This window comes from Nakamurella flavida (genome assembly GCF_030811475.1).
Taxonomy (GTDB): Bacteria; Actinomycetota; Actinomycetes; order Mycobacteriales; family Nakamurellaceae; genus Nakamurella; species Nakamurella flavida.
Genome location: NZ_JAUSQV010000001.1, coordinates 591,611 through 614,632, shown reverse-complemented (window position 1 = coordinate 614,632; position 23,022 = coordinate 591,611). Strand labels below are relative to the sequence as shown.

19 protein-coding genes and 2 pseudogenes are annotated in these 23,022 nt (G+C 69.8%); 6 read left to right on the top strand and 15 right to left on the bottom strand.

Going from position 1 to position 23,022, the window contains the following annotated elements; genetic code table 11:
* Positions 1-15: 15 nt before the first annotated feature.
* The 3 genes from J2S58_RS02750 to J2S58_RS02740 form a co-directional block, all read right to left on the bottom strand.
* A complete protein-coding gene (locus J2S58_RS02750) occupies positions 16-186 on the bottom strand; it encodes a hypothetical protein (RefSeq protein WP_205255505.1) in 171 nt (56 codons plus the stop codon).
* Positions 187-191: 5 nt separating this feature from the next.
* Positions 192-572: a hypothetical protein gene (locus J2S58_RS02745; protein ID WP_205255504.1), complete on the bottom strand. Its 381-nt coding sequence runs from the start codon at positions 570-572 to the stop codon at positions 192-194.
* Between the two features lie 113 nt (positions 573-685).
* The gene (locus J2S58_RS02740; protein ID WP_205255503.1) at positions 686-1,501 is read right to left on the bottom strand and encodes an SIMPL domain-containing protein; all 816 of its coding nucleotides are present in this window, start codon (positions 1,499-1,501) and stop codon (positions 686-688) included.
* Positions 1,502-2,442: 941 nt separating this feature from the next.
* Here J2S58_RS02740 and J2S58_RS02735 point away from each other — a divergent pair.
* From J2S58_RS02735 to J2S58_RS02725, 3 genes are all read left to right on the top strand, one after another.
* Entirely contained in the window at positions 2,443-3,480 is a 1,038-nt protein-coding gene (locus J2S58_RS02735) for a hypothetical protein (RefSeq protein WP_205255502.1), read from the top strand.
* A 113-nt stretch (positions 3,481-3,593) separates the two neighbouring features.
* A complete protein-coding gene (locus tag J2S58_RS02730) occupies positions 3,594-4,379 on the top strand; it encodes a DUF4344 domain-containing metallopeptidase (RefSeq protein WP_205255501.1) in 786 nt (261 codons plus the stop codon).
* Positions 4,380-4,760: 381 nt separating this feature from the next.
* Entirely contained in the window at positions 4,761-9,413 is a 4,653-nt protein-coding gene (locus J2S58_RS02725; RefSeq protein ID WP_205255500.1) for an RHS repeat-associated core domain-containing protein, read from the top strand.
* 223 nt (positions 9,414-9,636) lie between these two features.
* Here J2S58_RS02725 and J2S58_RS02720 read toward each other — a convergent pair whose 3' ends face one another.
* Positions 9,637-10,245, bottom strand: coding sequence for a TraM recognition domain-containing protein (locus J2S58_RS02720; protein WP_240188420.1), 609 nt, complete (start codon positions 10,243-10,245; stop codon positions 9,637-9,639).
* A gap of 10 nt (positions 10,246-10,255) precedes the next feature.
* Between J2S58_RS02720 and J2S58_RS19170 the strand changes: the two are divergent.
* The 3 genes and pseudogenes from J2S58_RS19170 to J2S58_RS19165 all read left to right on the top strand — a co-directional run.
* Positions 10,256-10,509 (top strand): annotated as a pseudogene (locus J2S58_RS19170) (helix-turn-helix domain-containing protein); the annotation flags it as partial.
* Between the two features lie 13 nt (positions 10,510-10,522).
* A complete protein-coding gene (locus tag J2S58_RS02710; protein WP_205255557.1) occupies positions 10,523-10,771 on the top strand; it encodes a hypothetical protein in 249 nt (82 codons plus the stop codon).
* Between the two features lie 503 nt (positions 10,772-11,274).
* A pseudogene (locus tag J2S58_RS19165) lies at positions 11,275-11,532 on the top strand (tyrosine-type recombinase/integrase); the annotation flags it as partial.
* A gap of 68 nt (positions 11,533-11,600) precedes the next feature.
* Here the strand turns inward: J2S58_RS19165 and J2S58_RS02700 are convergent.
* The 11 genes from J2S58_RS02700 to J2S58_RS02650 form a co-directional block, all read right to left on the bottom strand.
* On the bottom strand, positions 11,601-12,383 hold the full coding sequence (locus J2S58_RS02700; protein ID WP_205255497.1) for an alpha/beta fold hydrolase: 783 nt from the start codon (positions 12,381-12,383) through the stop codon (positions 11,601-11,603).
* A gap of 939 nt (positions 12,384-13,322) precedes the next feature.
* A complete protein-coding gene (locus J2S58_RS02695; protein ID WP_205255496.1) occupies positions 13,323-14,330 on the bottom strand; it encodes a LacI family DNA-binding transcriptional regulator in 1,008 nt (335 codons plus the stop codon).
* Between the two features lie 29 nt (positions 14,331-14,359).
* Positions 14,360-15,025 (bottom strand): SDR family NAD(P)-dependent oxidoreductase, encoded by a 666-nt coding sequence (locus tag J2S58_RS02690; protein ID WP_205255495.1) that lies wholly within the window; start codon positions 15,023-15,025, stop codon positions 14,360-14,362.
* Positions 15,022-15,801, bottom strand: a complete 780-nt coding sequence (locus J2S58_RS02685; RefSeq protein ID WP_205255494.1) for an HpcH/HpaI aldolase family protein — start codon at positions 15,799-15,801, stop codon at positions 15,022-15,024. Before J2S58_RS02685 ends, J2S58_RS02690 begins: the two co-directional genes overlap by 4 nt.
* Positions 15,801-16,949: an ABC transporter substrate-binding protein gene (locus J2S58_RS02680; protein ID WP_205255493.1), complete on the bottom strand. Its 1,149-nt coding sequence runs from the start codon at positions 16,947-16,949 to the stop codon at positions 15,801-15,803. Before J2S58_RS02680 ends, J2S58_RS02685 begins: the two co-directional genes overlap by 1 nt.
* Positions 16,946-17,845 carry an ABC transporter permease gene (locus J2S58_RS02675; protein ID WP_205255492.1) on the bottom strand — a complete coding sequence of 300 codons (900 nt, stop codon included), beginning with the start codon at positions 17,843-17,845 and terminating at the stop codon, positions 16,946-16,948. The genes J2S58_RS02680 and J2S58_RS02675 overlap by 4 nt, the downstream gene beginning before the upstream one ends.
* Entirely contained in the window at positions 17,842-18,633 is a 792-nt protein-coding gene (locus J2S58_RS02670) for an ABC transporter ATP-binding protein (protein ID WP_205255491.1), read from the bottom strand. Before J2S58_RS02670 ends, J2S58_RS02675 begins: the two co-directional genes overlap by 4 nt.
* Position 18,634: 1 nt before the next feature.
* A complete protein-coding gene (locus J2S58_RS02665; protein WP_205255490.1) occupies positions 18,635-19,582 on the bottom strand; it encodes a polysaccharide deacetylase family protein in 948 nt (315 codons plus the stop codon).
* Complete coding sequence (locus tag J2S58_RS02660; protein ID WP_205255489.1) at positions 19,579-20,919, bottom strand: MmgE/PrpD family protein; 1,341 nt, start codon at positions 20,917-20,919, stop codon at positions 19,579-19,581. The genes J2S58_RS02665 and J2S58_RS02660 overlap by 4 nt, the downstream gene beginning before the upstream one ends.
* On the bottom strand, positions 20,916-21,947 hold the full coding sequence (locus J2S58_RS02655) for a zinc-binding dehydrogenase (RefSeq protein WP_205255488.1): 1,032 nt from the start codon (positions 21,945-21,947) through the stop codon (positions 20,916-20,918). The genes J2S58_RS02660 and J2S58_RS02655 overlap by 4 nt, the downstream gene beginning before the upstream one ends.
* Complete coding sequence (locus J2S58_RS02650) at positions 21,941-22,924, bottom strand: asparaginase (RefSeq protein ID WP_205255487.1); 984 nt, start codon at positions 22,922-22,924, stop codon at positions 21,941-21,943. Before J2S58_RS02650 ends, J2S58_RS02655 begins: the two co-directional genes overlap by 7 nt.
* Positions 22,925-23,022: the final 98 nt, after the last annotated feature.

Sequence of the window (23,022 nt, the reverse complement as noted above, 5' to 3'; positions counted from 1 at the left end):
GGGGGCCGCGAGCGGTCAGCGGGTGGCGGGGTTCGGCGGGAGGTACTTCTTGGCGATGGCCGGCGTGGGCTGGCCCAGGATGCGACTCTGCCAGTCGACCATCTCCGCTGCCTTGCGCATGGCGTCCTTGCGCTGGTCCGGCGTGAGGCCGTCGAACGGGTTGCGACGGGTGGTGGGTGCAGACATCGCGGTCACGTCCCTTCCTGATCCAGTTCAGTATCCGCCGGATCATCCCCGGTTGTCGATGACGGATCGGCCGGGGCCAGTTCGCCCTGACGGAGGAGCTCCGTCCCGATCTCCCGACCGATGGCGACCAGGTCGGGGTCACCGAGCCGGTCGGCGGTCTGGGTGAGCTGGATGGTCAGGCTGATGGTGAGGGCGGGGGAGAACTCATCGCGGTGGTCCATGACCCACTTGAACCGGTCCCACGCAGCTGCGACCTCGCCCTGCCTGCGCTGGTCCGCGTCGGTCTTGGACTTCTGGCGGGTGGCCAGGGTCGCGGCCGCGTAGGCGATGGCCGCGCCGATCACCGCGCACAGGCCGCCGAACCCGGCGGACAGGAAGAAGTTCACGACGGCATCGTGTCAGCTGGCGTGACCGCTCGGCGGGTGGCTTTCGGTGCTTCCTCAGGGTGACGGATCGACCCGGTGACCCGTCAACCTGCCTCGGCGGGGTTCGGGCCGGCTCATCGCATCTCGAAGGCGACCTGGACCTGGACGGACACGTCCTGGGTGCCGGCCTCGATCGGGACGGGCGATCCGGCGGCTGCAGAGGACGCGGCGTAGCTCTGGTACGCCCCGCCGCCGTTCAGGGGGGTCTCGACCACTGAGAACACCGGTCCGAGAGTCACCCCGGCGGCCGCGGCCAACTGCTCGGCCTGAGCCTTCGCCTTGACGACCGCGTCGGCTCGGGCCTGCGCCCTGACGGGGGTGTCGTCGTCGATCGACAGGGCGATCCACTGGATGCGGATGGCGTCGCCGGTCGCCTGGGTGACCGCATCGAGTACAGCACCGGCCGAGGCCAGCGGGCGGATCGTGGCCGTGACCATGTTGCTGACCTGGTAACCGGTGATGCCGCCGGCCTGGTCGTAGCTCGGTTGGACCGACACCTGGTTGGTCTGGATGTCGGCGTCGGCGACGCCCTGGGCCTTCAAGGCGGTGAGGAGACCGGCGGACCGCTGGTTGTTGTCGTCCAACGCTGCCTGCGCAGTCGCGGCGGCGGTCTGCACGCCAAGCGTCACTGTGACGATGTCCGGTACGCCGGTGGCTTGTCCGGTGCCGAGCGTGGTGATCAATCGCAGACCACCGGACGGCGCATCGGGCACGGCGCTCGTCGTAGCAGCGGCCACGGCCTCGACGGCCTGCTGGGTCGGAGACAGTGGAGAGGCGCCGCCGGTATCGACGGCCTGGTCGTTCCCGGCGCCGGAAGAACACGCCGTCACGAGCACGGTGGTGAGTCCGGCCAGCCCGGCCAACACGACTCTGGTCTGGGTGGCGCTCATGAGGGTTCCTCCCGGTCGGCGACGTCACCGGACAGACGGAAGGGCGGGACGAGCGGTTGCATAGGAGGTAGATCGGTAGCAGTTGACTGCTTCCCTGGGACTCGGCTCATTGCGTCACGTGACGTATAGGCGCGGGTCCGGGTGGGGACGGACGGGGCCGGCAGGTCGGGCTGGATGGTGAGTCGCTGGCGCCCGGAGCAGCCCCTCGTAAAGGTTCGCCGGCCACCAACTCCCCATGCCGGTCGGACCAAGAACTCCGATACCGACGGCGCGGCCGAGCAGCCCAGCAACCATCCAGCCGCGCTGCAGTCAGGAGCCTGGCTGAGGATTGGCCGGATGGTGTCAGCCTCGGTGAGCAGGCCCGGACATCGCCGCGACCTACCGTCGCTCAGCACGGATCGTTGTGCCGATAATGTGCATTATGTCAGGCTAGGACCCGCACTTCGGCACCTTACGACTCGCCAACCTGGCCCTGTGCGCACAAGACCCAAAGGAACCGATGAGCGAAACTTCAGGAGGCCAACGCGCGCGTCCCATTCGAGGTCTTGTCAGTAAAGCTTTTTGACCTGCGCCGGCCATGCAGTTCCAAGCCGGGAGGAAGCGGAAAGCCAGCTCAGGGGCCGGCCACTCTCCCTCAAACACTTGTTCACTGCGTCGCCGGTGGTCTCTTCCTGATGGCCGTCTTTACGTGTGATCGTGGCTGGCGGCCGCTGTAGCGCACCGAGGGTGCTCCCCCATGCCGTCTCCCGGTCGCTGCATCTGGGAGTCCGCTGTCACGCTGCGTGATGACATGTCCCTCCACAGATAAGACCACAGAGAGTACTGATCGACTACTGTCCGATGCACGGTCGTTCCTCGGCCGTGGCGTCTCGGCCGCCGGTCAGCCGATCCCTCCGGACGGACGGGTCCTTATCCCCATGATCAACTCCAGGCTTCGGTTCGTGCTGCCTGTCATCGCCCTTCTCGCCTTGGCGGGGTGTTCCTCCGGCGCGCAGGACGCTTCGAGCACAGATGAACTGAGCTCTTCTCCCGCAACCGTGTCCGACGCGGGCGGGGTGTCCCCCCCGGGTACGTCCACCGGGTCCACGGACGCGGCTCCTGTCCGCGCCGACGTGCAGGGGCCGATCTCGTTCATGTCCGGTACGAACTGCGACCGGGGCGGGAACTCGATCACCGCGTGCGTCTACTACCACGCCGACCTCGAGAGGTTCACCGGGCCGGGTCAGCTCAACGGGGCCTTCAGCCTCGCCTCCTTCGACCAGTACGAGAACCACGGCGAGATCTACGACAACCACGGACCGGTCAGTCCCGTTGCCGGGAGCGGAGATCCGGTCTGGTCCTCCTACCAGTCCAAGGGGGCGGGGATCGAGGCGTACGTGAAGTACCACGTGCAGGAGGACCCGTTCCGCACCGAGGACGTGGTCGGGTACTCCATCGACATGCCCTATGTCGGAAGCAACTCGTCGGGGTGCACCGCCACGGAGTTCCTCTTCTGCAGCAAGCAGGACCCCGGCGAGAAGGCCTACAGCGCGGACTACCACTTCACCTTCAGCAATCGTCCGATCACCGTCGAGGTCCACAACAACGTGCCCGGGCTCGTGCTCACCAAGCAGCGCCCGGCGACCATGGCCGGGATCCTGGCCGATCCGACGGCGACCAATCAGGCTGACGACAGGGCCACCCTGACCGCCGACGGCGGCGACGGGCGCGGACGGGCGTATTACGGGGGCTATCGGTCCAACCAGACCGACGCCACCTTGACGGTCGAATACGAGGCGACCGAAGCTGCCGTCTCCACTGACGTGGGTGTCACGCTGGAGATCCAGGCCACCGTGAACAAGGACGACCCCACGAAGGCGAGTCCGGCCACCAAGTGCGAGGTCTCCTCGCCGACCACGACCTCGACCCTGAAGTGCAGGGTGGTGGTGGCGGGGTCGAACTCCGGGCCGAGCACCGTTCTGGTCGAGATCTCCAAGTGATGCCCGGGGCCGGCTCGGGCTCCGCCGGACGGTCGGCACGGGCGGCGTCGGCGCCCGTTGCCGCACCCGCCTCGCACTGTGGGAACCCACGCGCGCCCGCTGCACGGCGGTGGATGCCCGTCGTGCTGGTGGCGGCCGCTGTCGTGACAGCCGCCGTCATGCTCGTCGCCGGTCGATCCTTCGTGGAGGGGCAGGCGCCCCCGGCCGGTGAGGTCGTCCTCGCCTTCGATGAGCCCACCGACCCTGCCGAGCAGGGGCCCGCGGACCTGGTGCGCCGGGCTGAGGTGTTTCCTGCCCTGACGACGGAGATGACCGAGCAGCTCTCGCTTCCCCACGATGTCCGGGTCCGGTTCTCCGCGGGCGGCGGTGGGGCCGCCTATGACGCTGCCCGCCACGAACTCGTGGTGCCCTACGCCTTTGTCGCGCAGGTCCGGGCCGCCCTGTCGTCCCAGCGGCCGACCGCCACTGTGGCCGAGCTGGACATCGCCACCGTGCAGGCGACGTCCGGGGTGATGCTCCACGAGATCGGTCACGTGCTGGTCGAGGCCTACCGCCTGCCGGTACTCGGCGGGGAGGAGGTCGTCGCCGACACGTTCGCCGCCGCCGCTGTGCGCTTGGTCGGTGACCGGGTGCAGGGCCTGGACCAGGACGTACTGGCCTACGCGGACTTCCTCCAGGGCTATGGCGATCGCACCACCACGGTGGATCTGTTCGACGACCATCTGCCGGCTCAGCTGCGGGCCGCACGCCTGCGGTGTCTGGTCTACGGCAACGACCCGGGCGGGCACGCAGACCTCGCCGCGGACCTCCCGGCCGCTGATCGACCCTTCTGCGTCGCGGATTTCACCGAGGCCCACGACTCCTGGGTCGCCGTCCTGCAGCAGTACCGCCAGGTCTGACCTTCCGACCTCCCCACTGCCCGGGACGTTCGCCCGGGATTTCGCCCGACTCCGAGGAGACCCGTGCCGACGACCCCCGCTGCCGACCACCCAGCTGCCGGTGCCGGCCCGCTGATGACCCGTCGCTCCCGGCCCTGCCGCCTCGTCGCGCTCGCGGTCACCGCCGCCCTCACGGTCGCTGCATGCACGGGGCAGGTGCCCGTGCCCCGGGCCGCCACGACAGATCCGGTGCGGTCCGCTGTCGCCGCAGCGGCGCCGGCGAGCTCCGCCGGCGTCGATGTCCTGTCGGCCGGCGGTTCTGGGGCTGCTGCGGATCTCGCGGCACTTCCGACTTCGTCCGTCGGAGCCGGGCAGCCCTTCGCCCCCGACTACGGCAGTGCCGTGGTGTCCGACAAGATCGGTATCGCCAGCTCGCTGACCCCGACGCTGCAGCCGCCCGATCCGCAGCAGGGTCAGTACACGTTCACGGTCCGGGGCCTGTCCGCCGCGGCCGGCACGGTGTCGTGGTCGGACACCATCTCCAGTCCGACCCTGCGGTACCCGTCCGGCCGCCTTCAGCAGGGAGCGGCGTACCAGTGGGTCGCCGTCCGACCCGACGGAAGCACGCAGGGTCCCTACTACTTCAGGGTCGACGCCCAACGCGCCCAACGACAACCCACCGACTCCTTCTCCTCCATCACGGTCGGCCTGGCCACCGGCGAACCCGCCACGTCGTGGAGCTCGCACACGGTCAGCGGTGGAAGCGGCGCCCTGGGCGTCACCCTGGCCTACGCGCCGAACAGTCGCGCTCAGGAGGGTGTCCCCAGTGGTTGGCGGCTCGAGGTCCCCTCCGGCTCGTCGTGGACGGGGCTCATCGCCCGGGTCGACGGTTCCATCACCCTCACCGGCACCTCCGGGAGCGCCGTCAGCTTCGTGGAGGCCTCCCCCGGCCTCTACGCGCCGGTCTGGGGGTCCGGCCAGCAACCCACCGGCGCCTTCACCTGGGTCTCCCGCAACGCCGACGGAACCTGGACGACCACCGGACAGGACCAGGTCACCACCGTGTTCTCGGCCACGCCGGACGCCCCCGCGCAGGATGCGACCGCCTTCGTCACCGATGTGAGCCACAGCGGAGTCCGTTCCGTGCAGCAGGTCTGGGCCGATGACCGGCTGCAGTCCCTGTCGGATCCGATCTCCGGGCAGCAGATCCAGCTCCGGTACGGCGGGGGCCCCGGGTGCCCGACCGTCGAACCGACGGGGTTCGTCCCGGCGCCCGCGGGGGCCCTGTGCGCCGTCGACTTCTGGGACGGCTCACGCAGCGAGATGCACTACGTCGCCAGCGGATCCGGTGTTCAGCTGGGGCGGGCGGTCGACATGTCGGGGGCCGGGGTGGATGCCCAGGTGACCGATGCGGCCTATGACGCGGCCGGTCGCATGTCCGCCCTGCGCACCCCCCTCGCCGCCGCCGCCGTCGCGGCTGCCGTACCCGGCGTGGACGCGGCAGGGACCACGACCCTGCTGCACTACGACGACCAGGGCCGCGTCGTGGCCATCGACGCCCCGGCCACGGGGGACCCGTCGGTGCGGATGACGCGCACCTACGCCTACCGGTCAGGTACCACGACGATCAGCACGCCGGGCGTCTCGACCCCGGCCGGCTACCTCGGCGAGGTGGACTTCGACCCTGCGTATCTGACCCCGACCACCTGGCGCGACGCCTCGGCCCGCACATCCACCCAGTCCTGGGACAACGCGGCCGACCACCAGAAGTCGGTCACGGACGCCGCCGGCGGGGTGTCCACCTTCGACTACACCGACGGCGTGCGCACGCGGACGACCGGACCCACCATCGGAGGGGTCGGTGACTCGTCGCCGTCCACCACCTACCTACTGGACCGCACCTTCACCGACGACCCTGTGAACGGGAAGCCGCTGACCGGACTGGCCACCACCTACTGGGCCAACCCGAGTTACACCGGCGCACCGGCCCGGACGGAGACCGGCCCCACCCTGGCCGGGCAACCGATCCAGTCGCTGGCCCTGAACTGGCCGCGCAGCCCGGTCGGGGGGGAACAACAACCCTGGAGCGCCCGCCTCACCGGTCTCTGGACCGTGGGCGCCAAGGGCACCTACGCCGTGACCGTCGAGCCGGATTCGACCAGCCGGTTGTGGGTCGACAACGTGGCCTGCGTGCAGTCGGCGTGCGATTCCCTCGATCTCGAGGCCGGCCCGCACCGCATCCGCATCGACACCTCCGTCGCGACGCCCGTCGCCGACAGCGCCGGCACCCTGACCCTAAGTGCCGGCCCCGCCGGCCTGTCACCGTCGCCCATCCCGATGGACCAGCTCAGCCCGGACTACCAGCTCAAGACGGCCAAGAAGACCGCGGACAACCTGAACGCCGACGAGCCCGTCACGTCCACCGCGACGGCGGTGTTCCAGGACCCGTCGACCGGACAACTCACCAGCCGGACCGACGACGGCGGACTGACCACCCGGCAGACCTACGAGTCGCTGGACACGGCCGCCGGAGCCTGGGGTCGACAGCTGACTGCCCAGTCACCGGCCGGGGACACCACCACCCTCACCTACTGGGGGGTGGACGAACAGGCCACGGCACCGTGCCCGGGAAGCGTCCCGGCGAACCAGGCCGGCCACCCGCGCGCCACCACCGACCCGAACCGCACGGGCACAGGTGACCCGTCGGCCGTCTACTCGACCTGGTACGACAACGCAGGACGCACGTCGGCCACTTCCGACGGGCATCGCACGAGCTGCACGGAGTTCGACGCCGCGGGCCGGGTGGTGCACCACGAGGCACGGGACCAGACTGCCTCCTCCAGCACCGACACCGACCATCGCTACCAGAACAACCCTCTGCAGACCCGGGTCACGGCCACCGCGGCCGACGGAACGGTCACCACGACGACGTCGGTGGTGGACATCACCGGCAGGCTGACCGCCAGCATCGACAGCTGGGGGACCACCGCCCGAACCACCTTTGATCCGGCTTCGGGACTGGCCGTCAGCACCACGATCACCACCGCGCCGACCGATGGGACTGCCCCGGTCAGCAGCACCACCACCACCAGTCACACCCCGGACGGCAGCCCGCTGGCCGTCACCCTCGACGGGGCCCTGCTGTCCACCACCCGGTACCTCGCCGACGGCCGGCCGGATTCGGTCGCCTTCGGCAACGGGGTGAAGGCGACCCTGGCCTACGACGCCAACGAACGGGCCACCGCGGTCACGTACACCACCGCCGACGGCCGCACCTTTTCCGACAAGCACCGGATCAGCGCGACGGGCCGGATCCTGGTCGACGAGCGGACGACCCCGGACACCCGTGCCACCTTCCGCTACGGCTACGACCGTTCCGGCCGTCTGGTCCAGGCAGCCCTGGACACCACGGCCCAGGTCGATCACCGCGCCTGGGCATGGACCTACGACGCGAACGGCAACCGCACCAGCCAGACCGTCGACGGCGCCACCTCCACCTGGACCTACGACGCCGTCGGGAGCCGGTTGCTGTCCACCACCGACCCGACGGTCGGCGCCCTCACCTACGACCAGCTCACCGGGGCCGACCTCGTCGGGGTGGGCGCACTGGCTCTGGCCTACGACCACACCGGGGCGCTCGTCCGCGCCGCCGACGCCACCACCACGGTGGACTACCACCGGGACGGCGGCGGGCAGGTGATCGCCCGCACCATGACTGCCGCAGGCGCGCCGGCGGTGACCGCCCGGTACAGCCAAGGCGGGTACCTGCTGGACGAGGCCAACCACGTGCTCTCCCGGACGCTGACCCTGGCCGGCGGTGTCACCGTGCAAACCACCTCCACCGCCCCGCCCACCTCACTGAGCGCAGCGCCGACGCAGCCGACGCCCCCCACCACGACACCGCCCCCGGCCGTCAGCAGCGCAGCGGTGCCGCCGACTACGCCGGCACCGTCACCGCTGATGACCTTCCCGAATCCCCCGACCCCCACACCCGGTCCCATCGCTACGCCCGACGCGGTGCCTCAGACTTCGGCTGGTACGCAGTCTCCGTCTGCCGATTCTTCGAGCGAGATCGTCGGGACGGCCTCCCCCGCCGCGGGGACACGGACCACTCCGGCGGCTCCGGCCGCTGGGGCCGTCGGCACCTCGACGATGCTCCGACAGGACGTGGCGGCAGCCGACCCCGCGGCCCCGCTCGCTACCTGGGGCTATCCGGATCTGCGGGGTGACCGCTGGTTCGACACCGGCGCCGACGGCGCGCCTGCCACTACGCCGCCCCATTTGTACGACCCCTTCGGGAACGCGCTGAACGGGCAAGTCGCTCTCGACCCGTCAGCGGCCACACCGGCCTGGCAGCAGAAGAACGGGCTTGACACGATCGGCCTGTCGACCGCCTACCTCCTGATGGGCGCTCGGGTCTACCTGCCCGTGCTCGGCCGGTTTACCCAGCCCGACCCCGTCATCGGCGGCGGCCTCAACGCCTACGACTACGCCTCACAAGACCCGATCAACCGCGATGACCCCCGCGGGACGAGCGACGGCGAATCCACGTGGGGAGACTGGCTCGCGATCGGCCTGGAATTCATGATCGATGTCGCGTTGGCCGCCGCGACAGACGGGGCGTTCCTGGCCATCGCTTCCTCCCGGTCGTTGCTCGTTCGGGCGGCCGGATCATTCGCCCTGGGCTTTGTCGAGGGAGCGGTCGGGGCTACGGAGGCTCACGCGATCGGCCAGGGACTCGACCTCGCCACCGGCCAGGCCACCGCCTTCGACACTGGGAAGTTCGGCACCGCCGTGCTGGAAGGAGCAGTGGCCAACGGCGCGGCGATGGTCAGCTACACCGAAGGGGCAGTGAGTGCTCGAGCTGAAATCCGCGCCCAGAACGATTTCCAGGCTCGCCTGCAGCCCTTGGGGGCCCCGGGCGGCGGGCAGGTCGTCAATCCACTCCCGCCGGTGGCGGTCGTCAACCCTCAGGCGGCGCCCGTTCGCAACGCCGTCCTGGCGGCACAGCCAGACGAGGACGGAGATGTCTTCTACGACGCGCGCCAGGGCTAAATTCCAAGATGCCTCCCCGGCCCGCCGGAATCAGCCGTGGCTCAAACCTGCGTCCACGTCATCGTGCTCGACGTCCGTTCTCTCCGGCACCAGCACGTCTTGGTCGGTCACCATAATCATCAGATTGAAAGCCTGGATGGCAGAGGAGTGGAGTAGCCGTCGGTGTCCGGGTCCTCGTCGTCGTCGTACGGGTCATGGTCGGGGTCCCAGGGCGGCTGGTCGCTCACGGTCGCCGCCCGGCCAGCGGCAGGTCGTGGGCGCGGGGGTCGTCGAAGTCGCGGGCGGCGCGCTGGATCTGTTCGGCGTCTGTGCGACGCCACCACGGGGTCAGCTCGATCTCGACCGGCGGCATCTGGGAGGGCAGCACGATCGCCCGGCCCGGTGGGATGTTGCGGGTGTCGGCGACGGTGCGGGTGGCCTGACGACGGCTGGACAGGGAGTTGACCGAACCGGAGGCGTCCCGGGAGTAGGTGGCCACCTCGACGTCACCGAACGCCTCGGCCAGCTCCTTGCTGTCCGAGGCGCCCTCTCCACCGCCGACCGTCATCCGCATGCCGGCCGCGCTCCGGATCGCCTCGCCCTGGTCCCGGCCGTAGGCGCCGCGCAGCAATGACCGGGTCTGCACCACCATGTGGGCGCTGATCCCCCAGCGGCGCGAGTCCGACAGCACCGTCTCCCAGTCCGGCAGGCGGCACGTGTTCACCGACTCGTCGGCGATGATCGGCAACGGCGGGTCCAACTGCGCCCCTTCCGAGGCCGACGCCAGATCCCGTGCTGCGTCGAGGATGTCGGCGACGATCAACGAGACGATCTTTGTACCCCCGGCCAGCATGGTGCGGTGGGAGTTCGAACACGCCCTGATGTCCGAGCGCACCCGCGACGGCCTCGCCGCGGCCCGGGCTCGCGGCCGGGTCGGCGGACCCAAACCCAAGCTTCGACCCCGGCAGGCCGAACCGCCCGCTCCATGTACGACCAGACCGGTGATGACGGCAAGGCCAGGTTCACCGTTGCCCAGATCGCCGCCGAATTTGGCGTCAGCCGACCCACTATCTACCGCTACCTTGAGCTGGACGACGCGGACCCAAAGGGGTTGTGACTACAGTCCCGTCATGCCTGACCAGCCCCGCCAGCCGTTGTCGGACTTGCCCGCGTCTCGCCTGCTCGGCCACCCGGTCGTTCTCGTGGTCATCAGCCTCGCCTTCGTCGCAACGGTATGGACCCTGATATCCATGATCACCGATGGCGAATCCTCCCCCGGGAAGATCATCTTCCGGTCCCTGTCTGTAGTCGTCGTCGGATTCGCGACTTGGTCCGCCTGGCAGCTGTTCCAGGCTCGGCGCCGCGCTCGGAACAGCTGACCTCCATGCTGAATCCGGATGAGGTTGAAATCGCCGCCGAGACGATCAGACGGCAGCTTCACATACGCACTGCCCTGCTGACCTCTCTCGCACGGTCGGACGAGGTCCTGGCCGTGATCAAGGGGTGCCGGGACCAGGACGAGGCAACCCGTGCGGTGCAGGACCTCCTCGGACTCGAGAAGATCCAGGCACACGCTGTCCTGTTCCAGCAATGGGTCGGGCTGACCAGTCAACGAGCCGAGGGGCTGAGCGCAGAGATAGAAGCAGACCGCAGGGAGCTAGCTTCCCTCACGAATTAGGATCCGGACACTCCTCCGGGGCCCTGAGGGCGAGAGGAGGGCGGCTAGTTGGACCGTGTCGTCGATGTGCGAGCGTCCGAAACGCAACTAACCGGCTCGGCACCCAAGCGACGCAGTGTCCTGACCGTCTTTGACTAGTCCGACGAGGTCGTCGAGCAGTGGCTGTCGGTCGGACTCCCCTCGGCGGGCGGCAGAACCGACCGGTTCCCGTCCGAGCGCGGCTCCATGGTCGGCCTCGGCACGATCAACGAGCGGTTCAGCCGCTACCGAGACGAGCCGAACCTGTCCCCTGGTTTGGACTTCCACTCGTTCTGACGGTCCTACGTCACGCACTTGATCGAGGATGACATCGACCTGCTGTTCGTCCAGCTGCAGGTCGGGCACGAGCACGCTTCCACCACGGCCCTCTACACCTGCGTCTCCAGCGACTACCGCACCCGTACGCTGGCCGCCGCCCTGTAGTCCGCGATCGGCGCGCCTTTGAGCGGATTGGCTCGTGGACGGTCGTCGGCTCAGTAGGGCGACGGATCTCAAAGGGTCCTGTCGAGGATAAGTCGTATCGCTTCCTTCGGTGCATCCCATTGCGGGAAGTGGCCGCAACGGTCGAACCAGTGCAGGATCGCATCGGGGAACAGACTCGTGGCCCGTGCGGCCTGGCTCCGCACGGTCACCCGGTCACGACGTCCCCAACCGATCGTCACCCTGCCGGGCGCGGTTCCTGCTGGGGCGCCTTGCTGTTTCGGGCCCTTGGTGAGGGCGTCCAGGGCGGCTCCGTTCGATGGGGACTCGACCAGGCCACGCACGTCCGGCAGCACCGTCTCCAGCGAGAGCGCCCAGGGTCGCGCCGAGAACTGCACCAGCAGCAGGGTCCTTCCAATTGCGCTCCCCAGCAGCAGAGGCAGCCACTTTCGCAGAACTCGGACCAGAGCGACCGACGGCCGCAGGGTGGCGCTGAAGACAAGGAGTTCACGGTCGCTCCAGAAGCCGCCCGGGTCCAGCGCCACGGTGTCGCCGCCGACTCCCCGCCTCGCGAGCTCGAGCACTATGCGTCCGCCCAACGACTGGCCGACGGTGCTGACCCCGTCCAGCCCCTGTTCCCGGATGAACTCCGCCACGGCGTCGGTCAGGGTGGCGATCGACACCTCCCCGGCCAAGGGTGGGGTCTCACCGAAACCCGGCAGGTCGACAGCGACGACCTCACGATGTTCGGCGAGTTCGTCGAGGATCGGCGCCCAAGATCGCCACCCAGCGCCTAGGCCGTGCACGAGCAACAGGGGGCTTCCGCTTCCGCGCCTCACATGATTCAACGTCACTACGCAGTGGTACCCCGGGCGGGACTGGCTCAAGCGGCGCCGGGCGCACGAGAACGCGGCGCCAGCCTGTCCCGCTGCACGATCCCCTCTCACGCGACGGCCGCGCGGATGTCGGTTGGTAGCGAGAGCTCCGCGATACAGGCGGCGCGTCACTGCCGACGTCTGGCTGCGTCTCGCTGTCGAGGACCACGAGCTGGCCTACGGCAACCGCCCGGGGCTGTTGGACGCCCCGTGACAAGCAGCTCAGAGCCCGCAGGTCCCGAAATTTCAGAGATGGGGATATGTGTTTGAAGGTTGATTACCAGACATCCCCAACGAGACCTGTGCTCATCTTTTTTGCAAGGCGCCAATATAAATATTTATGATCCCGATCCGAGCCTTAGTGTAAAACTCTTCCGCGCTCAACAACATAGGTCCCCTTACAGTCGTTCCACGTGCGTGAGTCACCGCTCACCATTTTCGATCGTTGGGCAACTCGTCCACCGGCTTGTACCAATGTCTTGCCCTAGTGCAGGGTGATGACAAAATTCTCTGGCCAACATACGGTTCTATCGAAAATCGCCTAATTACTTTCCGAAGTGACGTGCATCGGGAGAGGAATTGCGCTCGTGAAGGCGATGCAGCTCGCATCTTCACGACGGCGTCGTTCAGGTGGCGGTGTTGACGCGGTGGTAGCCCACCTTTTTCGAAAGGCCCTCAAACACCTGCATATGAAAATTCCTCGTTGTCGGCGTCGACAACCGCAGCGCCGACTGTGCCGGCGCCCGCTTTCTGGTCGGTGTCGAGCGCGGATGCCGGGCCCGGTGACGCCGATGGGATCGTTGCTGCCCCGCGGCAGGGACGACAGAGGTTGTGGTCGCCAGCCTCTACTCAAGTCCGCCGGCCCAGCGCTTGCGAGGTGTTGTGGCCGATAGTGGCAACTCACCTGCCAGGCACCCGTCACGACGTTGCAGTGGACCCCGACGATGCCCGCGGCATCAGCACCGGACGCAACCGTGTCGAGCTCGCCTGCCGCCCACCCAGCACCTCGTTGAGTGCCGCGAACGCCGCCACCCCCATCTGCTCCAGGTCGACCCGCACCGAGCTCAACGGCACGCTCAGTTCAGCGGAGATGGGCATGTCGTTGTAGCCGACGACCGCGATGTCCTCCCCCACCGCCAGGCCGCGCTCGCGGAGTACGCCCATCGCGCCGATGGCGGAGAAGTCGTTGACGGCGAAGACCCCATCGGGCCGTCCCCGGGTGAGCAGCTCGGTCATCCCCTGTCGCCCGCCGGCGACGTCGAAGCCGGAGTGGACGACGAAGGTCGTGTCCACGGGGACGCCGCGGCGGGCGGCCTCGGCGCGGAACCCGGCCGAGCGGTGGGCGGCGGTGGTCGCGTAGCTGGGGCCGGCGAGGACGGCGAGTCGCCGGCAGCCGCGGTCGACCAGGTGCGCCGCGGCCAGCGCTCCCCCGGTGCGGTCGTCCCCGGTGACCGACGGCAGCCCGCGGCTCCCCCGGCTGACCAGCACCAAGGGGAAGCCCTCGTCGTACAGCCCCCGCAGATAGGGGTCGACCAGGCGCGCATCGGCCACGATCAGCCCGTCGACCCGTTCGGCGCGGTAGTTCTCGATCCGGGCGTTGCGATCGTCGATGACGTCCCAGGTGCTGTTCACCACGGCCTGGATGCCGTGACCCGCGGCCTCCCGCTGGATGGCCTCGAACACGGTGGCCAGCACGATGTCGGTGATCCGGGGCACGAGGACGCCGACGATGCCGGTCCGCCCGCTACGCAGGCTGGCCGCCCACCGGTTCACCCGGTACCCGACATCGGCGGCGGCGGCCTCCACCGAGGCGATGGTCTCCGGGCTGATCCGCGCCGCGTCGCCCCGCAACACCCGGGACACCGTCGACACGTGGAAACCGGTCAGCTGCGCGACGTCGCGCAGCGTGGCCTGTCGTGCGGTCATCGGACGCTCCAGCATGGGTGTGGCCGCGGTCAGCTGAGGTGGCTGCCGCCGTTGATGTCGAAGGTCATGCCCGTCACCGATGCGCAGGCGTCGGACAACAGGAACAGCATGACCTCTGCGACCTCCGTGGCCTCGCTGACCCGCGGCAGCGGCATCCGGGACAGCAGCCACGCGCGTTGCTCGGCGTTAAGCCGGTCGTGCATGGCGGTGCGGACCGGCCCCGGCGCGACGGCGTTCACCCGCACCCCCCGCGGCCCGTAGTGGACGGCCAGATGCCGCATCAGGCCGAGCACCCCCGCCTTGGCCGCGGCGTACGCGGCCCCGGACAGTTCGGTGCCGCCGTCCCGCGCGTTCAGGCTGCTCATCAGCACCATCGCCCCGCCGCCGGCCGTCACCATCCGGGGCAGCACGGCGCGGCTGACCACGTACGCCGAGGTCAGGTTGTGCCGCATCACCCGCTCCCACTCCAGCAGGTCGATCGACTCGATGCCGCCGGCGCCGACCACCCCCGCGACATGGACAACGTGGGTGGGCGTCGGGATCGAGTCCAGGTAGGCCTCGACCGCATCGGGGTCGCTGCAGTCCACCCCGACCGACAGGTCGAGGACGTCGACCCGCCGGCCCTGGGCACGGGCGAGATCGGCGACCGCTCCCCCGATCCCGCCGCTGCCCCCGGTCACCAGCAGCGAGCTCATCGCGGCCCCAGGATCGCCTGGTGCGCCTCCCGGTAGGCGTCGGACAGCATCATCTCCGGCTGGTTGTAGACGATGAACCGGGCTCCGAGATCGATCCAGCGGTGGGCGTCCTCGACGGAGTACGCCAGCACCCCGGCGTGCTTCCCCGCCGCCACCGCCTGCTTGACCACCGACTCGGCCGCCTGGATCACGTCGGGGTGGTGCGGGGCGTACCCCAGACCCATGTCCATGGACAGATCCGCCCGCCCCGGGAACACGACATCGATACCGGTGGCGAGGATCTCGGGGAGGTTGTCCAGTCCCTTCACGGATTCGACGAGCCCGATCACCACCGTGTTGGCGATGCTCCACTCGAGGTAGGCCGGGAAGTCGTGGCGGCGGGTGCCGTGGGCGGCGGCGCGGGCCGCCGAGCACAGCGTCCGGTGGCCGACCGGCGGGTACTTCGCCGAGTCCACCGCGCGGGACGCCTGCTCGGCGGTCTCGACGACGGGGATGACGACCCCGCCCGCGCCGGTGTCCAGGGCCCAGAGCAGTTCCTTCTCCTCCGCGTGACGCACCCGGATGAGCGGGGTCGCACCGGTGGCCTCGGCGGCCCGCACCATGGCGAGCACGGTCTGTTCGTCGGCGGCGGCGTGCTCGGTGTCGATGATCAGGAAGTCGTAGCCGAGGCTACCGAGGATCTCCGCGATGGCCGGTTCCTGCAGCAGGGTGAGACTGCCGAGACTGACCCGGTCCTCGCCGAGTGCCTGCAGAACGCGATTGGGCTGTGGGTACATCAGGAGCTCGTGGCGGTGGTCGAGGCGGAAGCGGACGCACCGGACGAGCCGGTGGTCGCCGACGCGTCGCCACAGGAGTTCCCGGCGGGCGCGGAGCCGATGAGTTCCACGGCCTTGGTCACCGGGGTGGCGTCGTACCAGACCGACGGCTCGGGCAGGGTCTCGACGATCTTGTTGTCCAGGAGCCACTGGCCGTCGTCGCTCATCGCGGTGGCGGTGTCGACGGCGCCGTTCGGGTCCATGTAGGGCCACTGGTCGGTGCCGTAGAGCGCGGCGACGGTCTCGGCGGGGACGGAGGTGTGGGCGGCGACGATGGCCACCACGTCGTCCTTGTTCGCCGGGTCCTGGTAGTAGCGCACGCCTTCCAGCCAGCCGGCCAGCCAGCGGGTCGCGACGTCGGGCGATCCGTCGAGGAAGTTCTGCGACATGGTGATCAGGCCCTGCTGCTCGTCGGGCGCGATCTCGTAGGTGGCCTTCACCCGTTGCGCGGTGCCGTCCGCGATGGACTGGTACGCCAGCGGCTGGGTCAGGAAGCCCGCGTCGACGGCGCCGGTCTTCAGGGCGTTGACGGTGTCCGGGTAGGTCAGGTTGACCACCCCGCCGAGGTCGGCCTGGCTCATCCCGGCGCTCTGCAGGAACAGGTCCAGCCAGTACTCGGTGGACGAGCCCTTGGCCAGGATCGCGACCTTCTTGCCGCGCAAGCCTTCCGCATCGGTGATGCCGGCCGCGGTCGAGGACACCAGCATGGAGTCGGACGTGCACCGGTACTGGTTGCGGTCGGCGACGGCCTTCATCTTGAGGCCCTGGTTGACGGCGTTGAAGAACGCACCGCCCAGGCCCGGGATGTTGACGTCGATGCTGCCCTGGCTCTGCACGCTGAGCGTGGAGTAGATGTCGTTGGTGCTGTACTCGTTGGAGATGCCGTGATCGGCGAAGAAACCCTTGTCCTGGGCGACGAACAGTGGCGCCAGCGAGACGATGTTCAGGGCGTTGACGGTGACGGTGTCTCCCCCGGCGGCACCGCCGGAGGCCGTGCCACCGCCGGCGGCCGGCGCGGGGTCGGACGATCCACAGGCGCTGACCCCGATCAGGGTCGCGGCCAGGAGCACTGCCGTCAGCGCCGAGCGCCGGGTGCGGGTGAAGTTCATCGCGTCGTACCTTCCGTCCATCCGAAGAAGCGCCGCTGCACGCGCAGCAACGCCGTGGTGAGCAGGAACCCCATCGCCGCGATCACGGCGAGAGTCGCGTACATGTTGTCGATCTGGTAGATCTGCCAGTACCGCCAGGTCAACGACCCGATGCCGTCCGAGGCGGCGAGGAACTCACCGGCGATGACGCCCAGCAGGGCCAGGCCCGCGGCGAGCCGGATGCCGGCGAAGATGGAGGGCAGGGCCCCGGGAAGCACGATGCGCAGCAACACCTGTCGGCGATCGGCGCCCATGTTCTGCGCCATCAGGATCAGCCGCTCGTCACCCTGGCGGACCCCGGCCATGGAGTTCACCACGGCGGGGAAGAACGAGATGATGCCGGCCAGCACGATGATCGGGGTGCTGCCGATGCCGAAGATGACCAGCAGCATCGGCAGGATCGCCACCACCGGAATGGGGTAGGCGACCGCGATCAACGGATCCAGGATGACCCGCGCCCACTTGAGGCGGGCCATGGCGATCCCGACGGCGATGCCCGGGATGACTCCGAGCAGGAAGCCCAGCGTGATGCGGCGGATCGAGACACCGATGTTGGGCCACAGGTCGCCGTTGGAGCTGAGCGTGAACAGGGCGGCCAGGCTGTCGGACGGGGCCGGGAAGAAGGTGTCGTCGATGATGCCGGACCGGCTGCCGATCTCCCACAGCAGCAACACCCCCAGCACGGGGATGAGCGTGCCCAGCGGCGAGGAGATGATGCGGAACGCCCGGGACGGCCCACGGGCAACCCGGCCCCCGCTGCGGTACTCGACGACCACCGGCTCGGCGTCCGTCGTGCGCTCCGGGAGACGGGGCGTCGTCGCACTGGAGCCAGGGGTCGTGTGCGGATCGGCGGTCACTTCCGTCCCTCCGCTTCGGCCCACTCGGCGGCCATGGTCGCGCCCTTCAGTCGGTTCCACAGGTGCTCCTTCAGTTCCGCGAACCGTGGATCGCGTTCGGTGCTCAGCCCTCTCGGCCGCGGGAAGGGGACGACGATCTCCTCCACCACCCGGGTGGGCCGTTGGCCGAGGACGATCACCCGGTCGCCGAGGAGCAGGGCCTCCTCGATGCTGTGGGTGATGAACAGGACGATCTTCTTGTCCGCGCTCCAGACCTGGAGGAGCTGTTCCTGCAGCAGGGTGCGCGTCTGCGCGTCGACGGCCGCGAACGGTTCGTCCATCAGCAGGACCTCTGGGTCGTTGGCCAGGGCCCGGGCGATCCCGGCCCGCTGGCGCATCCCGCCGGACAGCTGGTGGGGCTTGGAGTCGGCGAACGCGTCGATATTCATCGTCGCGAGATGCCCCATCGCGATCTCCCGACGTTCCTTGCGGGGCACCCCACGCAGTTCCAGACCGAACGCGACGTTGTCGACGACACTGCGCCACGGGATCAGCGCGTAGTCCTGCCAGACGATCGACGTCATCGGGCCGGTGGCGGTCCGGGTGCCGACGAAACGCACGGAGCCGGAATCCGGTTGGTGCAGGCCGCCCAGCAGACCGAGCAGGGTGCTCTTGCCGCACCCGCTCGGCCCGATGATGCAGATGAACTCCTGCTCGTGCACGGTGGCCTGCAGGTCGGCGATGACCGGGAGGGGCTCACCGGTGGGTGTGCGGTAGCCCTTGCTGACGGAGTCGATCTCGATGCGCATGTCAGCGTCCCGTCGTCGGTGCGAGGTCGCGGTAGTGCTCGTGGAACCAGTCCGCGATGTCCCGGCGCCGGGCGAACCAGACGCCGTCCTGGGCGTTGCACCAGTCGATGAGATCGGCCAGCGCACCGGCCCGGCCCGCCTGGCCCACCAGCCGGGCGTGCAGCCCGATCGAGATCATCTTGGGATGGGTGGCGCCCTCGCGGAGCAGGTACTCGATCCCCCGGCGGCAGTTCTCGAAGAAGTCGCCGGGATGGCCGTACCCGGGGCTGAACGCGAACCGGCCGTCGTTGTAGGTGTGGGTGTACGGGACCACCAGCTGGATGGCCTCGCCGACCGGGGTGAAGAACGGGAGGTCGTCGTTGTAGGAGTTGGAGTCGTAGGTGAACCCGCCCTCCTCGACCAGCAGTCGGCGGGTGTTCACCGAGGGCGCGTAACGGGAGTACCAGCCGACCGGCCGTTCCCCGCACAGCTCGGTGATCATCTCGACCGTTCGGGCGATCTCGGCACGTTCCTCGTCCTCGGTCATCTCCGACGGCTCGGTCCAGCGCAGACCGTGCGAGCAGACCTCGTGCCCGGCCGGCAGGATGGCCGCGGCGAACTCCGGGTTGCGCTGCAGGGCCAGGGCGCAGGCGTACACGGTGACGGGCGTCCCGGTGCTCTCGAACAGGCGCATCAGCCGCCAGATGCCGGCCCGACTGCCGTACTCGTACACCGACTCCTGGCTCAGGTCCCGCTCCCCGGGACGGGAGGGCACGTAGGAGATCTCGCCGATGGTCTCGTTGTGCGGGTCGCCGTCGAGCAGGTTGTGCTCGGCGCCCTCCTCGTAGTTCAGGCACAGGCTCACGGCGACCTTGGCGTCGTTCGGCCATCGGATCACCGGTATGTCGCGTCCGTAGCCCACGAAATCGCGTTCGGTTCCCACGGCGGGCACCGTCTCGGAGCGGGTCATCGTCTGCCTTCCAGGTCGGGGGTGGTGGTGCGGTCGCCGCTGACACGCGAGGCGAGGGTGCGGATCGGGGTGTCACCCGGCGCCCGGCGGAGCTCGTCCAGCCAGGCCCGCAGATCGGCCCGGCCGCCGTCGGCGAGAAGCGCCGCGCAGACGTCGATCTCGGCCCGGTCGCTCAGGGGTCGTTCCCGATCGCCGAGGTGGACGACCGCCTGCCGCGCGACGGTTCGCCCGTCGTCGAAGTGGAAGTCGACCCGGGTGGGCCGGCCGCGCGGGTAGCCGTCGTCGAGCTCCGGCGCGTGGTCGATGAGGACCGACGCGGCCAGCGCCGCCAGATCCCCGTCGTCCGGCCCGGGACGGCGACCGCTCAGGCCGTAGGCCACGGCCCAGGGAACGCTGAACCGCCGGGCCAGCACGGTTCGGCCGTGGGAACCGGCCAGGGCCGCCGCGGCGCGGTAGGTCCGGACGTGTGTCCCGACGACCCGGTCCGCGCCGCCCTCCCGGCGGAGGTCGTCGGCGACCTGCCAGGCGGTCAGGGTGTGGGCGCACAGGCCGAGCGGCTTGAGGTAGGCCTGCAGGAGCAACGGGGTGTCGGGACCGCCGGCCGCTGCCGCCCTCGGGTGGGCCACCGAGGCGAAGTGGGACACGGCATCGACCGGGGTGTCGGCCAGGTCGAGCCCCAGGAGTCCGACGGTGACCCCGTTGGCCGTGCCCAGCGCGGGCAACAGGTAGTGCGTCGACGCCCCGGCGACGAGGGTGGAATCCGGCCCGGTGAGGGCCACGGACAGCGCCGCGCGCGCTGCCGCTTCCTGCGCCTGGAGGTCCCCGCCGAGGATGGTCGCGGTGGCGACGGCCGCGGCCGCCGTGCCCCAGCCGCCGTGGGGGTGGATGCCGGTTCGCGGACGGCCGAGCAGCAGGCCGAGCCGGGCGCCGGCTTCCCAGCCCGTGGCGAAGGCGGCCAGCACGTCGCCGAGTGCGGCGTCGACGGTCAGCCCGACCGACCAGGCCGCGCCGAACGCGTGCAGCCCGGGATGACCGGCGGCCTCGCGGAGCCCGTCGTCGCACTGGCCGACGGTGACGGCGGCGGCGTGGATGCCGGCCGCTGCCGCGGGGGTGGCCACCGGGGCTCCCCCGGTGAGCAGGGGGTGATCACCCGCGCCGGCGATGGTGGTCAACGCGGACACGGCCGGATCGGCGCCACCGGCGATCGCACCGGCCACCGAGCGCGCCAGCAGTCGTCGGGAGATCTCACCCAGGGCGGCGTCGCTCCGGGAGCGCTCCCCCACGTCGGCCGCCGTGGTGACCAGGGTCGGCAGGACCTCGTCCAGGACGGTCGTCATGGCGTCAACACCAGCTTCCCGCGGACACCGCGGGCAGCGATCAACTCGTGGGCCCGGGCCGCCTCGGCCACCGGCAGGACGTCGTCCACCGCAGGGCGGATGTGTCCGTCGGCGAGCAGCTGCAGGACCCGGGCGACCTCGTGCGGCTGCTGACTGCGGCTCCCGAACACCCGGTACTCGTTGCGGAACGCCTCGATCACGTCGAAGCGTGGGTGCTCCCCGCCATGCCCCCCGCCGACGACCATCCGCCCGGACCGGGCCAGGGAGGTCAGCGCCTGCTCGAACACCGTGCCGCCGATGTGCTCGACGACGACGTCCGCTCCACACCCGTCGGTGAGCTCGCGGACCTGGTCGGGCCAGTGCTCGTCGGTGGTGTCCAGCACGGCGCTCGCCCCGCACGCGAGGACGAAGTCGGTCTTGGCCGGTGAACTGACCAGGCCGATCACCCGGGCCCCACCGAACCGGGCGACCTGCACCACCGCATGGCCCAGGCCACCGGCCGCCCCCGCGACGACGACGGTCTCGCCCGGGACGAGGTTCGCGATGGAGTACAGCATCCGCCAGGCGGTACCGAAGGAGATCGGCGTGGCCGCGGCCAGCACGGGATCGACATCCGGAGCGCGGAGCAGGCCGCGTGCGGACACCGTCATGTGGGCGGCGTACCCGCCCCACCCGGTGATCCCGGGCATGAACCCGCGCAGGCAGAGGTTCGACCGGCCGGTGGTGCACTCCAGGCAGGTTCCGCAGGGTGTGTTGGGCAGGACCACGACGCGATCACCCACGGCCCAGCCGGTCACATCCTGGCCCAGCTCGATGATCTCGCCGACGACCTCGCGACCCAGCACGTGCGGGAAGGTCAGCGGCATCCGGGAGGCGCCGGACCTGAGCTCGAGATCGAGATGGTTGACGGCCGTGGCCAAGACGCGCAGCACGACCTCTCCGGAAGCCGGCTCGCGGATCTCCGTCCGTCGATAGCGCAGCACGTCGACGTCACCCAGACCGTCCATCACCACGGCGTCGGTCAGCACGGCGCACCCGCCGTGATCATGCGGTGCACGAGCGGGGCGACGCCGTCGTCCGCGGAGCTGTGCGCGAGGGCGAGAGCGAGGGCGATCCGGGCCCGCGACCCGGTGAGGTCACCGGCGAAGATCGCCCCGGCGCGCTCCAGGTCGGCTCCCCCGCCGTCGCCGTACACCGGCCGCACCACGCCGTTCCGGGTCCGGCTGGTGATGAGTACCGGGATGCCCTTGCCGACAGCCGTCTGGACGGCCTCGAGGGTGGCCGTGTTCGCATTGCCACTCCCGAAGGCCTCGACGACGATGCCCCGGGCGCCGGCCTCGACGGAAGCCAGGAGATGGGTGCCGTCCACCCCGGCGGAGAGGGTCACCAGGTCGACACGGGGCAGATCGTCGGGCACCGGGAGGTCGGCCAGCAGGCCACCACGGCTCGGTGTCGACAGGGGAAGCAGCACACCCGCCTCCACCAGCGCGGAGGCACCAGCCGCGCCGCCGGAGAAGGCGACCAGCGAGGAGGTGTGCACCTTGCGACCCTCGATCGCCGCGACAGCCGTACCGCCCATGACGATCGCCGGGCCGACCGGGACGTCGGCCGTCGCCACCGCGACCGCATCGGCGAGATTGCGGGCTCCGTCACCGTCGGGCACGTCGGCGGCACGCTGCGCGCCGGTGAGCACCAACCGGGCGTCGCGTGGAAAGTACTGGCCACAGAGGAAGGCCATCTCCTCCAGCGTGTCCGTGCCGTGCGTGAGAACGACGGCGTACGAACCACTGTCGAACTCGGCTTGGACGCAGCGGACCGCGGCGAGCATGTCCGCGATGCTCAGGCCATAGCTGGGTCGACCACTGAAATCGACCGGAACGATCTGGATCCCGGTCGTCGTCGGCAGGCTCGCCACCAGGTCGTGGACGTCGTCCGCCACCTCCAGCCCGAGCTCTCCCCGCCGGGACGCGATGGTTCCCCCGGTCGACACCAGCGACACCCGCATGCGGAACCCTTCTGAGCTTGCCGCCCACGCAGGTGCGCGAACGTTCGCTCACCGTATTGCGCGAACGTTCGCTCGACAAGGGTTCGCGGAGATGTCGC